Source organism: Corallibacter vietnamensis (genome assembly GCF_039537875.1).
Lineage (GTDB): Bacteria > Bacteroidota > Bacteroidia > Flavobacteriales > Flavobacteriaceae > Corallibacter > Corallibacter vietnamensis.
The window spans coordinates 423223-436595 of the sequence record NZ_BAABBI010000002.1 but is presented as its reverse complement, the minus strand read 5'-3'; the positions used below and the strand labels follow the sequence as shown (position 1 = coordinate 436595).

The window sequence follows — 13373 nt, the reverse complement described above, 5'->3', positions numbered from 1 at the left end:
AATATATTTTTTTATTGATTAATCAGCCTTGATTAATTCAATACTCATTACTGCTGAATTTGGTAAAATAACAGTATTTGAATCAGTTTCTGTAGGAAAAAGATATAATTCCTGATAAGCATTTAGGTGTACTATTTTAGTCACAGAAAAACTTCTCTTTTCTCCAGACTTAATCTTGTTATATGAAGCTGATCCTTGAATCTTATCAGAATTATCCCCACCTGTCCCTAAAACAAAACCTAAATTTTGATTTCCTCCTCCTCTTAATTTCTCTATAGACACATTATAAGTAACTCTATAAACACCAGAAGTTAAAACCTGAAAATTATTATTTCTAACAGTCACTCCTGATCTAAAATCACTACTTCCAAACACAACAGGATTATAACTAGCCATTTGCTGATTAGAAGATGATGATGATTTATACATTTCAGCATACACAACATTAGAGCTTAAATTAGTCCAACTTGCTTTTCCGTTAGCATCTGATGTTAAAACTTTACCAGCACCTTGTGTTCCATCAACAATTTTCACAGAACCAACAACCTCTAATCTTGTAGAAGGGTTTGATGTACCAAGTCCTACTTTTGTTCCTGCCCATTGAGAATCAGGAGTTGTATTACCTAATATTATCGTATTTGCATTGTTTGCCACAGAACCTTTACCTATTGCTACAGAATTTTGTCCGCTAGCATTAGCATTTGTACCAATAGCAACACTACTTTCATTAACAGCTGAAGAATTCACTCCTAAAGCCACTGCATCATTATTATTAGATTTAGCCCCATAACCTATGGCCATAGAACGATAACCTGAAGCTTTAGAATCATCCCCTAAAGACATTGCACCATTAGCTGTAGAAGTCGCTTTATAACCAAAAGCCATAGAGCGATACCCTGAAGCTTTAGAGTAAGGGCCTATTGCTTGAGCTTCAACTGCGTTATTAGCATTGGCATTTTGCCCCAATGCAATAGAGCGATTTTCATTTACAGAACTTCCAATACCAAAACTTACACCTCCATTAGGATGTAAGTAACCAATAGAGTTATTATCAACTTTAAAATTTAGAGCATCATAAGATGTCGTACCTATAAAATGAGATCCAGAATAAGAATCTAGGTTGTTTCCAGCTAAATTCCAACTTGAAGCATTACTTCCTCCTGAACCAGATCCTAAATCTGTTTTTCCAACTTCACTCCATTTAGAATCATTCCAGAAATAAAACCCTCGAGTTAATCCATTTGTTTCATTTGTATTAAAAACTAACAATCCTGTTTTTGGGTTAGCAATTGTATGACTATCTAATGAAGAAGTTAAAGCTACGTGAGGAAGTAAAACTCCTTTTGAAGAACTCTGAATGTCTAATACAGATGAAGGATGTGGATTTGTTGTTCCTATTCCTACTTGAGCTAAAGCTTTTGTAATAATAAAGATGTTTGTTAAAGCTAATAAAATTATTACTTTATAATTATTCATAGGGGACTTTTTTTTTAAGAGGTGCAAAGGTATTTTTAGCAATGAATTTGACATTAAAAAATCGATGAAACCAGAAATTAGTCGTTTAAGTTAGCATTTGCATAAAATTTAATATTATTGTAACATTACAAACCAAAACAATTCATATTTTCTAAATGGAGAGCAAAGACATAAAACCAAAAAAGCCGCAAGACGAGCTAATATTTCAAAACAAAGAGTTAAATATATGGGAAGCATTAATCCCTGTATTTGCTTTAGTAGTGATGCTTTTCTATAATGTGTTTTTTGTATTTGGTGATGACGCTTTAAGCGGAAGTAATCAATTTATATTATTATTAGGTGCTGCAGTAGCTGCCATCGTGGGTTTTTTCAACAAAGTGTCTTACGAACAAATGATGAATGAAATTGCTGAAAATGTAAAATCTACTACAGGAGCTATATTAATATTATTAATGGTAGGATCTTTAGCAGGAACATGGCTCATTAGCGGTATAATTCCAAGTATGATTTATTACGGATTACAAATTCTGAATCCTACAATATTTTTACCTGCTTGTGTTATTATTTGTGCCATAATATCTATAGCTACAGGAAGTAGCTGGACAACATCTGCTACTGTAGGTATTGCCCTTATTGGTATAGGCGACACATTAGGTATATCTCTTGGCATGACTGCTGGAGCTGTTTTATCTGGCGCTTATTTTGGAGACAAAATGTCTCCGTTAAGTGACACAACAAACCTTGCACCTGCTATGGCAGGAGCTAATTTATTTGACCATATAAAGTATATGAGCTTTACTACTGTTCCTACAATTATTGTAACGCTTATTATCTTCATTATTATAGGTTTAAATATTGACACACATGGAACCCCTGATATATCAGATAAATTAACCGCAATTGGAACTTCGTTTAACATTTCTCCTTGGCTATTTATTGTTCCTGTATTAGTTATTTTTATGATAATTAAGAAAACGTCACCATTAATAGCACTACTTGTAGGTACTCTTTTAGGTGGTATTGCAGCAATTATAGCACAACCCGAAATTGTAATTAATATAGCCGAAGCAAACAGCCTAACTTTTGAATCAGCTTACAAAGGTGTCATGAAAGCAATGACCGTAGATACAGCTGTAGAAACAACAAGCACTGAACTAAATGATTTATTTTCTGCCGGCGGCATGTCTGGTATGTTAGGAACTATTTGGCTAATTATATGCGCCATGGTTTTTGGTGGCGTTATGGATGCTATCGGAGCTTTATCTAGAATTAGCGCTGCACTATTAAGTTTAGCATCAACCACATTTGGTTTATTTGCTAGTACTGTTGCTAGCTGTTTAGCTCTTAATGTTACTGCTTCAGATCAATATCTTGCTCTTGTAGTACCTGGTAAAATGTTTAAAAAAGCCTATGAAGACAAAGGCCTTGCTCCTGAAAATTTAAGTAGAACATTAGAAGACTCTGGCACTGTAACCTCTGTATTAATCCCTTGGAACACCTGTGGAGCTTATCAAAGTGGTGTTTTAGGCGTACCTGTTGTAGATTACTTTTTCTTTGCCATATTTAACTGGTTAAGCCCTTTTATGACATTATTGTTCGCTGCATTCTCAATAAAAATAAAACAACTTACTTCTAAATAAAATTATTAAACCAACGATTTAACACTGTTTTTGATTATTTGATAATTTTGACACTCTAAAATTATCAAGTAAACAAAAAATACTCTGTTTTTCATAATGCCATTTCATTAACTTATACTAATATAATTTTATATAATAAATAACTATACATAAAGGATCAAATAATAGTTAGCTTCGCAGTATTATTAATCTAAATTAAAAAAAATAAATATGGCATTTGTAGGAAAAAAATTCCCAGATTTAAACGTTGACGCAATGAATGAAATGGGCGATACTTTTAAAGTAAACGTTCTTGAAGAAGCAAAAAACAATAACAAAAAAGTAGTATTATTTTGGTACCCAAAAGATTTTACTTTTGTTTGCCCAACTGAATTACACGCATTTCAATCTGCATTAGCTGAATTTGAAAAACGCAACACGATAGTTATAGGCGCATCTTGTGACACACCTGAAGTACATTTTGCTTGGTTAAGTACTGCAAAAGACAATGGTGGTATAGAAGGTGTTACTTACCCTTTACTAGCTGACTCTAACAGAAACCTTGCTTCTACGCTTGGTATTTTAGATATTACAAACGAAACTTACAACGAAGAAACAGGTGTTGTAACTGTTGAAGGTGACAATGTAACTTACAGAGCTACTTACATTATTGATGAAGAAGGAACTGTACAACACGAAAGCATAAACAACATGCCTTTAGGTAGAAATGTAAATGAATACTTAAGAATTATTGATGCTTTAACTCACGTTCAAAAAAATGGAGAAGTTTGTCCAGCAAACTGGGAAGAAGGAAAACAAGCAATGCAAGCTAATGCTAAAGGAACAGCTGAGTATCTTAAAGCTCACTTAAACTAATTTTATTTACTATGTTACAAGAATTAGATCAAGACAATTTATCAAACATTGTAGCCAACAATGAAATTGTGATTGTACAATACTCTGCCACTTGGTGCGGTAACTGTAGAATTATGAAACCAAAGTTTAAAAAGCTAGCTACAGAAAATGAAAACGACACCTACGTTATAGTAGATGCTGAAAAGTTTCCTGAATCAAGACAATTAGCTGATGTGAGTAATTTACCAACATTTGCTGCGTTTAAAAACGGAAAAATTGTAAACCAAGTGCAAACAAACAAATTTGATGTACTAAAAGATTTAGTCAATGAAGTTACCAGTAATTAAACACCTTACACAGTTTATAGAAAACAATGACGAAGATTTTGTTTTAGAAACTATTGAAACGCTTGAAGACTTAACAGAAGTACCTTCTCTTAAAGACGAAGAACTTGATGTTATAGGAGAACTAATCTCTAATATGTATGGTGCTATTGAAGTTAATAAAATGATTAAAAATGGAACACCTCAAAAAGAAGCTCTTAACAGCTTTATGAAACGTGTACTAGGATCAATTGATAAATAAACACTGACTAATTTTTTTTCAAAATAAAAAAGCCACTTCTTAATTGAAGTGGCTTTTTTGTTATACTCAATATCAATAATTAAAATCTATCTGAATTCATAACTTTAGTCCAAGCTGCAACAAAATCTTTCACAAACTTTTCTTTACTATCATCCTGTGCATACAATTCAGCATAAGCACGCAAAATAGAGTTTGATCCAAATACCAAATCTACTCGTGTCGCCGTCCATTTTACAGCACCCGTATCTCTATCACAAACCTCATAAAGACCGCTATTAGATGCTTTCCATGAATAACTCATATCTGTAATATTTACAAAAAAATCATTTGTTAAAACTCCTTCATTTTCAGTAAAAACTCCGTGTTTTGTTCCTCCGTAATTTGTACCTATTACACGCATACCACCTATTAAAACTACCATTTCAGGCGCTGTCAACCCCATAAGTTGAGCGCGATCTACCAATAACTCTTCAGGACTAACAACATAATCTTTTTTCAACCAATTTCTAAAACCATCAGCTAAAGGTTCTAAAGGTTCAAAAGATTCTATATCGGTCATTTCTTCAGTTGCATCTCCTCTTCCTGGTAAAAATGGAACCGCAACATCAAAACCAGCTTTTTTTATAGCTTGCTCTAGCCCTACATTTCCTGCCAACACAATGGTATCTGCTATACTTATATCAAATTCGTCTGCAATTGGCTGTAATACTGATAAAACTTTAGATAATCTTTCTGGTTCGTTGCCTTCCCAACTTTTTTGCGGAGCCAAACGTATTCTAGCGCCATTAGCACCTCCTCTAAAATCAGATCCTCTAAAAGTTCTAGCACTATCCCAAGCTGTTGAAACCATTTCAGAAACACTTAATCCTGTGTTTGCTATTTCCTGTTTTACAGCTTCAACATTATAATCGCTTTTTCCTTCTGGAATTGGATCTTGCCAAATTAAATCTTCTTGCGGGATATCTGGTCCAAAATATCTTGATTTAGGCCCCATATCACGATGTGTTAGTTTAAACCAAGCACGAGCAAAAGCATCAGAAAAGGCATTGAAATCTTTTTTAAAGTTTAATGAAATTTCTCTATATACCGGATCTACTTTCATCGCCATATCTGCATCTGTCATTGCTGGGTTATGGCGTATTGAAGGGTTTTCTACATCAACCGGCTTGTCTTCTTCTTTAATACTAACTGGCTCCCATTGCCAAGCTCCTGCTGGACTTTTTTTAGGTTCCCATTCATGATTAAATAGCATTTCAAAAAAACCATTATCCCATTTTGTAGGATGTGTTGTCCAGGCTCCTTCTAATCCGCTAGTAACTGCATCTGCTCCCTTACCTTTTCTAGTAGGATTAGACCAACCTAAACCTTGCTCTTCTAAAGCTCCTCCTTCAGGATCTGGGCCAAGAATACTCGCATCTCCATTACCATGCATTTTACCAACAGTATGACCACCTGCTGTTAACGCTACGGTTTCTTCATCATTCATAGCCATCCTTTTAAAAGTCTCTCTTACTTGCGCAGCCGTTTTCATTGGATCCTGCTTACCATTTACTCCTTCTGGATTAACGTAAATCAATCCCATTTGTACAGCTGCTAAAGGGTTTTCCATTGTATCTGGGCTATTTACATCATCATAGCGTTCGTCACTAGGTGCTAACCATTCTTTTTCTGCTCCCCAATAAATATCTTGTTCTGGATGCCAAATATCTTCTCTACCAAAAGCAAAACCAAAAGTTTTCAATCCCATACTTTCGTACGCTATTGTTCCTGCCAGAATTATTAGATCTGCCCAACTTACTTTGTTTCCGTATTTCTTCTTAATAGGCCATAATAAACGTCTTGCCTTGTCTAAACTTACATTATCAGGCCAAGAGTTAAGCGGCGCAAAACGCTGATTCCCGGTACCACCACCACCACGACCATCTGAAACCCTATATGTTCCAGCTGCATGCCAAGCCATACGTATCATTAATCCGCCATAATGCCCCCAATCTGCAGGCCACCAATCTTGACTATCTGTCATTAAATTATGTAAATCTTTTTTTAATGACGCTACATCTAATTTTTTTAGCGCTTCTTGATAACTAAAGCCTTCTCCCATAGGATTGGTTTTGGTATCGTGCTGATGTAAAATATTTAAATTTAATGCATTTGGCCACCATTCAGTTACTGTTTTATCTGTAGCTGTATTTCCTCCATGCATGAATGGGCATTTACCTCCAGTTGATTGATTATCTTTCATATATTTTTGATTTTAAGAATTATAACTTCTTAAAGTTAGTTATTACAAAGGAGAATGCCTTATAAAAATAATGTATTTAAAATTATAACAGTATAGATATAATTTATAAATCAACTATTTATACAATAAAAAAAGCCCTATAACTTTGCATTATAAGGCTTTAATAAAAAAGAGGTTTTACAATTATATTTTATTGCTCTTCGTCTTCTTTTGTTGCATTTTTATCAACCTGCTTCTCTTCTGTTGCTTTTGCTTCATGCTCTTTTTTTGATGTAGCAGTTGTAGCTTCTTTAGTTTCTGTTTTTTCTACAGTTGATTCTTTTTCAGTTTTTTCTTCGGTTTTAGTTTCTGCACTTTGAGCAAAAGTTGTTTGAGAAAGCCCTAAAAAGCCCATAAATAATAATGCTGCAAATAATTTTTTTGATAATTTCATAGGTAAAAAATTTATGTTTATAGATTTGTTTTAATCATTTACGCCCATCATCAAATACTGGATGTTTGCATAGCACTGTTTAACAAAACACTAACACCTTTTTAATAGTTTCAGATGACTTTAGCTATACAAACTGCATCATGCATCAAAAATTTTTAGCAAAAACCTATGGTAATTTTCTTTTATAGACTTATTAAATTATTATTTTTAGTAAAATTTTAAAAAGAAACAATTATGGCTACTGTAACCTTAAAAGGAAACAAAATAGAAACATCAGGAACATTACCTAAAGTAGGATCTAAAGCTCCTGATTTTAAACTTACAAACACAGATTTAGAAACAAAGTCTCTTTCTGATTTTAGCGGAAGTAAGGTAATACTTAATATTTTTCCTAGTGTTGATACTGGCACTTGCGCAACTTCTGTTAGAACCTTTAACAAAGAAGCTAGCCAACTAGAAAACACAAAGGTTTTATGTATTTCTCGTGATTTACCATTTGCTATGGGACGCTTTTGTGGCGCTGAAGGGCTAGATAATGTTATCTCTCTTTCTGATTATAAAGACGGAAGTTTTGGCAAAGCTTATGGTTTAGATTTTACAAACGGACCTTTAGAAGCTTTACACTCTAGATGTATTGTAGTTGTAGACGAAAATGGCACTGTTAGCTACACAGAACAAGTTTCTGAAATTGTAGATGAACCTAATTACAAAGCTGCTTTAGACGCCTTAATGAATGACTAAAAAAGAGTCTTTTTTTATAAATAGATTAAAAAGCATTGGCTATGCCTTTAAAGGCGCTTTATTCTTAATAAAAACTGAATCCAGCATACAAGTTCAAGTTTGCATTGGACTTGTTATGACTGGAATTGGATACGTTGTAGGCTTATCTCCAACCGAATGGATTGCACAAACACTAACCATTGGAATTATCATTGCAATTGAAGGACTAAATACTGCTATTGAAGAAGTTGCCAATTTTATTCACCCAGAACATCACCCTAAAATAGGCCTAATAAAAGACCTAGCTGCGGGTGCTGTTTTTTTATTTGCTATTATTGCAATAATAATAGGTGCTATTATTTATTTACCCAAGTTATTTTAATATAACATACCTTTAGGATAAACGTTAGTTATTTGTATTTTTGCTAACCTAATAATGCTTGAATGGCAAAGAAGAAGACCAAACAAAAAAAAACACGTAAACTCAATTTTAAAGTTCCTAGCTTTAACCTATCTAACCAACAAAAACTGATATTTGGTAGCTTTCTTATTCTACTAGGACTTTTACTGTTTATTGCTTTTGTATCTTACTTTTTTACAGGTAATGCAGATCAAAGTGCACTATCTGAATTTACATCAAGAGAGGTAAAAACTGAAAATTGGTTAAGCAAATCAGGTGCTTGGTTAAGTGATTTTTTCATTAAAAGAGGCTTTGGTATTGCATCTTTTATCTTTTCCGGTTTAATATTCTTATCTGGCGTTTATGTTATAACTAATATCAACAAAAACAAACTTCGAAGACATTGGTTTTGGGGAACCTTAATCGTTATTTGGTTTTCAGTTACTTTTGGCTTCTTTACAAATAAACTAGACATTCTTGGCGGAACGATAGGTTATGAAATAAACACTTTTTTACAAGATTATCTAGGTAAAATAGGAACTGTTTTATTACTTGTTTTCGGTCTTATTACTTATTTAGCCATTCGTTTTAAAGTAACTGCTGATAGTTTTAAAACGTTTTTCAAATCTGCTAAAAACGAACTTAAAAACAACCTTGACGACATTTCAGAAGATGAAATTGTTACTCCAATAGACAACGATTTAACCGCTGAAGCAGAAGATATTAAATCTGCCTTTGATCTTCAAATAGAGAGCAACAAAAAAGAGGAAGAAGAACCATCAATTACAACAGCTAAAGAAACTGAAAAACCAGAATTAAAACTAGAGACAGTTCAAGAAGACAACAAAGATGAGAAGCCTGAAATGAAAATTGAGGTTGAAGATGTTGAAGAAGAACTATCAGAAACTGATAATCTTGCTAACAAGTTAGTTGAAGATTTTGGTCAATTTGACCCTACGCTAGAATTAAGCAACTACCAATTCCCTTCATTAGAGCTTCTTAAAAAATATGAAACCGAAGGTATCACCATTAATCAAGAAGAACTTGAAGAAAACAAAAATCGTATTGTAGAAACTTTAAACAACTACAAGATAGGTATTGCTAGTATTAAAGCTACAATTGGGCCAACTGTAACTCTTTACGAAATTGTTCCTGAAGCAGGTATTAGAATATCTAAAATTAAAAATTTAGAAGATGATATTGCCCTATCGCTTTCAGCTTTAGGAATTCGAATCATAGCTCCTATTCCAGGAAAAGGTACTATTGGTATTGAAGTTCCTAATAAAAACTCAACTATCGTTTCTATGCGATCAGTAATTGCTTCGCAAAAGTTTCAAAAAGCCGAAATGCAACTACCTATTGCATTAGGAAAGACAATTAGCAACGAAACCTTTGTCGTTGATTTGGCAAAAATGCCTCACTTACTTATGGCAGGTGCCACAGGACAAGGTAAATCTGTTGGGTTAAACGCTGTGCTTACATCACTACTTTATAAGAAGCATCCAGCTGAAGTAAAATTTGTTTTGGTTGATCCTAAAAAAGTAGAACTTACGCTTTTCAACAAAATAGAACGTCACTATCTAGCAAAACTACCTGATAGTGAAGATGCTATCATCACAGACAACACAAAGGTTATCAATACATTAAATTCTTTATGTATTGAAATGGACAACCGCTACGAGTTGCTTAAAAATGCGCTTTGCAGAAATATTGCAGAGTACAATGCTAAATTTAAAGCTAGAAAATTAAATCCTAATGATGGACATCAGTTTTTACCATACATTGTACTTGTGGTTGATGAGTTTGCCGATTTAATAATGACCGCAGGAAAAGAAGTAGAAACACCTATAGCGCGTTTAGCTCAATTAGCACGTGCCATTGGTATTCACTTAATTATTGCAACACAACGTCCATCGGTAAACGTTATTACAGGTATTATCAAAGCAAACTTCCCTGCTAGAATAGCTTTTAGAGTAACATCAAAAATAGACTCTCGTACAATTCTAGATGGTTCTGGAGCAGATCAACTTATAGGTCGTGGAGATATGCTTTACACACAAGGAAACGATATGATTCGTATACAATGTGCTTTTGTTGACACGCCTGAAGTAGAAAAAATAACAGAGTTCATCGGATCGCAAAAAGCTTATCCTGATGCATATATGCTGCCAGAGTATGTTGGTGAGGAAAGTGGCACAAGTATTGATGTAGATATAGCTGACAGAGACAAACTTTTTAGAGAAGCTGCTGAAATTATTGTTACAGCACAACAAGGTTCTGCATCTTTATTACAGCGTAAGCTTAAACTAGGATACAACAGAGCCGGAAGAATCATAGATCAATTAGAAGCTGCCGGAATTGTAGGTGGTTTTGAAGGCAGTAAAGCTAGACAAGTTCTTGTTCCTGATTTAACAGCATTAGACCAACTTTTAGAAAATGAAATTTAATAACATGAAAAAGATTATTGCATTATTAGCGCTTACAATATGCACTACAACATTTGCTCAAAACAAAGCTAAATCATTACTTGATGAAGTATCTGCAAAAGTAAAAAGCTATGAAAACATATCAATAGACTTTAAATACGCACTAGAAAACTTATCAGAAAACATCAAACAAGAAACACGTGGTGATGTTGCCATGCAAGGAGACAAATACCGTTTAAACATATTAGGGTCTACACGTATTTTTGACGGAAAAACACTATACAGCATCAGCCCTGATGATGAAGAAGTAACAGTTTCTCAAGAAAATGGTGATGACGAAAACAGCATAACACCAAGTAAAATGCTTTCATTTTACGAAGATGGCTATACTTACAAAATGGATATTGTTCAAAATGTAAGAGGTCGCAATATTCAATATGTAAAACTAACACCTATGGACTCTGATTCTGAAATAAAGAATGTATTATTAGGAATTGATGCTCAAACAAAACACATATACAACCTAATTCAAATAGGAAAAAACGGTGTAAAAACAACATTAACTGTTAATTCTTTTAAAACAAACGAACCCTTATCAAAAACCTTATTTACTTTTGATAAAAGCAAATACAAAAATTACTATATAAATAAACTAGACTAGGGATTCTTTTGAAAATTTTAGACCGCTACATACTAACCTCCTACTTAAAAACTTTTATCAGCGTATTTGTTATTCTTATGCTGATTTTTGTATTACAAACCATTTGGCTTTACATTAAAGAGTTAGCTGGTAAAGATTTAGACATATTAGTAGTTGCAAAGTTTTTACTATATTTCTCTCCAAAACTAATTCCGTTAGTATTACCGCTTACTATACTACTTGCATCTATTATGGTGTTTGGGAGCTTTGCTGAAAATTATGAATTTGCAGCAATGAAATCAACCGGAATTTCTCTTCAGCGAGCTATGACTGGTTTAAGCATTTTTATTCTAGGCTTGGCTATTGTTACCTTTTTCTTTAGTAATAATGTCATTCCTTGGGCAGAATACAACTCCTACAACCTTCGTAAAAACATTGCTAAACTTAAACCCGCAATGGTTATTGCTGAAGGGCAGTTTAATGAAATAGGCAATAAATACAACATCAAGGTTGCCAAAAAAAGTGGCGATAGAGGTCAGTTTTTAGAAGATGTTATTATTCATGAAAAAAGCGGTAGCACTCAAGGTAACCACACTGTAATTATATCTAAAACAGGAGAATTAATAGGAGAAGAATCATCAGACGTGCTAAAGTTGATTTTATACAACGGATATTTTTATGATGATACACCTCCAAAAGATTTTAAAGATCGAGAAAAGCGCCCTATGAAAAAAAGCGCCTTTGATAAATATGTAATCAATATAGATTTATCAGAATACAATGTAAACGATCTTGAAGAAAAAAACATTTCAGATAAGTACAACATGCTTAATATATCTGATTTGAATTACAGTATAGATTCGCTAAAAGTTGATTTAAAAAACGATTATAATCAACTTACAACAAACCTATATAACCGCACTAACCTACCTGTTCTTAATCATGGTGTTAACACAACAAAAAAAGATACTAACAAAAAGAAAACTGATTCATTAAGTCAAGATAAAGACTACAATGGCGCTGTTCTAGATTTGTTTGCAACATCAAAAAAAGTACAAATCATTAACCTCGCTATAAACTCGGTAAAAAGCTCAAAACAAATAATAAACTCAAAAGGCGTTTTCTTAAAATTTAAAAGCGTAATACTAAACAAGCATATTATTGCATTACATGAAAAGCTTGCTTTAGGTTTTGCTTGTATTATTTTATTTTTTGTAGGAGCGCCATTAGGAGCATTAATTAGAAAAGGTGGTATAGGTTTACCTATGGTAATAGCCATATTACTATTCTTAACCTATCACTTTATTGGTATTTTTGCTAAAAACAGTGCTAGTGATGGCAGTATAAACCCTGCTCTTGCCGCTTGGTTCTCTACCCTAATTATGCTACCATTAGGTATCTTTTTAACACGAAGAGCTACAGCTGATAGAGGTTTGTTTGAATTTGATCATATAACAGAGCCATTAAAAAAACTATTCAATAAAAGAGTTGATTCTGAAGACGACAGGATATCAAAAGAAGACCTCCCTGAATCTGTTGTAAATGTATTAAAACAAAAAAATCATTTTACAGAGAAAAACGTTTTAGACGAGCAACAAACAACAGCATCAAAAGAAATATTAAAGGACTACAACGAATATGCTAGATTTACGCTTATTTTCTACATAGCTGGCGCTATATTACTTCCTTTATATTTCATTTTAAAAAACAACAAGTTACCCGAAATTGCTGTCGTTTGTTTACAATTAAGCATTATAGCATTTTCGCTTATGCTTGTGTATTATATTGTCTCTTTTTTACAAACAATAAAGATTTATAAAATTCTACCTCAAAAAGGAGTTTCTAAAAATCCTATATGGCTAATATTAGGCGCTGCATTATACCCTTTAGCACATATAATAAATAGGAATAAATTAACAGCAGACCTTTCAAATAGTTCAAAATAAGCCATATCTTTGCGTACATTTTTAAAACAAG

12 protein-coding genes are annotated in these 13373 nt (G+C 33.2%); 9 read left to right on the top strand and 3 right to left on the bottom strand.

Annotated elements, in window-relative coordinates; genetic code table 11:
* Positions 1-18: 18 nt before the first annotated feature.
* Positions 19-1476 carry a hypothetical protein gene (locus ABD690_RS10335; protein WP_344730178.1) on the bottom strand — a complete coding sequence of 486 codons (1458 nt, stop codon included), beginning with the start codon at positions 1474-1476 and terminating at the stop codon, positions 19-21.
* 155 nt (positions 1477-1631) lie between these two features.
* Between ABD690_RS10335 and nhaC the strand changes: the two genes are divergently transcribed.
* The 4 genes from nhaC to ABD690_RS10315 all read left to right on the top strand — a co-directional run bounded on the left by nhaC (position 1632) and on the right by ABD690_RS10315 (position 4535).
* On the top strand, positions 1632-3116 hold the full coding sequence (gene nhaC / locus ABD690_RS10330) for a Na+/H+ antiporter NhaC (RefSeq protein WP_344730175.1): 1485 nt from the start codon (positions 1632-1634) through the stop codon (positions 3114-3116).
* Positions 3117-3326: 210 nt separating this feature from the next.
* Positions 3327-3971 carry a peroxiredoxin gene (locus ABD690_RS10325; RefSeq protein ID WP_344730171.1) on the top strand — a complete coding sequence of 215 codons (645 nt, stop codon included), beginning with the start codon at positions 3327-3329 and terminating at the stop codon, positions 3969-3971.
* Between the two features lie 11 nt (positions 3972-3982).
* Positions 3983-4297 (top strand): thioredoxin family protein, encoded by a 315-nt coding sequence (locus ABD690_RS10320; RefSeq protein WP_344730169.1) that lies wholly within the window; start codon positions 3983-3985, stop codon positions 4295-4297.
* A complete protein-coding gene (locus ABD690_RS10315; protein WP_344730167.1) occupies positions 4278-4535 on the top strand; it encodes a DUF6952 family protein in 258 nt (85 codons plus the stop codon). Before ABD690_RS10320 ends, ABD690_RS10315 begins: the two co-directional genes overlap by 20 nt.
* Positions 4536-4614: 79 nt before the next feature.
* Here ABD690_RS10315 and katG read toward each other — a convergent pair whose 3' ends face one another.
* Both katG and ABD690_RS10305 read right to left on the bottom strand, forming a co-directional pair.
* A complete protein-coding gene (gene katG, locus ABD690_RS10310) occupies positions 4615-6777 on the bottom strand; it encodes a catalase/peroxidase HPI (RefSeq protein WP_344730164.1) in 2163 nt (720 codons plus the stop codon).
* A 190-nt stretch (positions 6778-6967) separates the two neighbouring features.
* Positions 6968-7210: a hypothetical protein gene (locus ABD690_RS10305; protein WP_344730161.1), complete on the bottom strand. Its 243-nt coding sequence runs from the start codon at positions 7208-7210 to the stop codon at positions 6968-6970.
* 234 nt (positions 7211-7444) lie between these two features.
* Here ABD690_RS10305 and tpx point away from each other — a divergent pair, with 234 nt between their 5' ends.
* The 5 genes from tpx (at position 7445) to ABD690_RS10280 (ending at position 13342) form a co-directional block, all read left to right on the top strand.
* Positions 7445-7951: a thiol peroxidase gene (gene tpx / locus ABD690_RS10300; RefSeq protein WP_344730157.1), complete on the top strand. Its 507-nt coding sequence runs from the start codon at positions 7445-7447 to the stop codon at positions 7949-7951.
* Positions 7944-8312: a diacylglycerol kinase gene (locus ABD690_RS10295; protein WP_344730153.1), complete on the top strand. Its 369-nt coding sequence runs from the start codon at positions 7944-7946 to the stop codon at positions 8310-8312. Before tpx ends, ABD690_RS10295 begins: the two co-directional genes overlap by 8 nt.
* A 62-nt stretch (positions 8313-8374) precedes the next feature.
* Positions 8375-10777 (top strand): FtsK/SpoIIIE family DNA translocase, encoded by a 2403-nt coding sequence (locus tag ABD690_RS10290; RefSeq protein ID WP_344730151.1) that lies wholly within the window; start codon positions 8375-8377, stop codon positions 10775-10777.
* 4 nt (positions 10778-10781) lie between these two features.
* On the top strand, positions 10782-11417 hold the full coding sequence (gene lolA1, locus ABD690_RS10285; RefSeq protein ID WP_344730147.1) for an outer membrane lipoprotein periplasmic chaperone LolA1: 636 nt from the start codon (positions 10782-10784) through the stop codon (positions 11415-11417).
* Between the two features lie 8 nt (positions 11418-11425).
* Positions 11426-13342 (top strand): LptF/LptG family permease, encoded by a 1917-nt coding sequence (locus tag ABD690_RS10280; RefSeq protein WP_344730142.1) that lies wholly within the window; start codon positions 11426-11428, stop codon positions 13340-13342.
* Positions 13343-13373 lie beyond the last annotated feature (31 nt).

Bases quoted from the DNA above. Each gene is read 5' to 3' on its own strand.
- ABD690_RS10335 (WP_344730178.1), bottom strand. From the start codon at position 1,476: ATGAATAATTATAAAGTAATAATTTTATTAGCTTTAACAAACATCTTT.
- nhaC (WP_344730175.1), top strand. From the start codon at position 1,632: ATGGAGAGCAAAGACATAAAACCAAAAAAGCCGCAAGACGAGCTAATA.
- ABD690_RS10325 (WP_344730171.1), top strand. From the start codon at position 3,327: ATGGCATTTGTAGGAAAAAAATTCCCAGATTTAAACGTTGACGCAATG.
- ABD690_RS10320 (WP_344730169.1), top strand. From the start codon at position 3,983: ATGTTACAAGAATTAGATCAAGACAATTTATCAAACATTGTAGCCAAC.
- ABD690_RS10315 (WP_344730167.1), top strand. From the start codon at position 4,278: ATGAAGTTACCAGTAATTAAACACCTTACACAGTTTATAGAAAACAAT.
- katG (WP_344730164.1), bottom strand. From the start codon at position 6,777: ATGAAAGATAATCAATCAACTGGAGGTAAATGCCCATTCATGCATGGA.
- ABD690_RS10305 (WP_344730161.1), bottom strand. From the start codon at position 7,210: ATGAAATTATCAAAAAAATTATTTGCAGCATTATTATTTATGGGCTTT.
- tpx (WP_344730157.1), top strand. From the start codon at position 7,445: ATGGCTACTGTAACCTTAAAAGGAAACAAAATAGAAACATCAGGAACA.
- ABD690_RS10295 (WP_344730153.1), top strand. From the start codon at position 7,944: ATGACTAAAAAAGAGTCTTTTTTTATAAATAGATTAAAAAGCATTGGC.
- ABD690_RS10290 (WP_344730151.1), top strand. From the start codon at position 8,375: ATGGCAAAGAAGAAGACCAAACAAAAAAAAACACGTAAACTCAATTTT.
- lolA1 (WP_344730147.1), top strand. From the start codon at position 10,782: ATGAAAAAGATTATTGCATTATTAGCGCTTACAATATGCACTACAACA.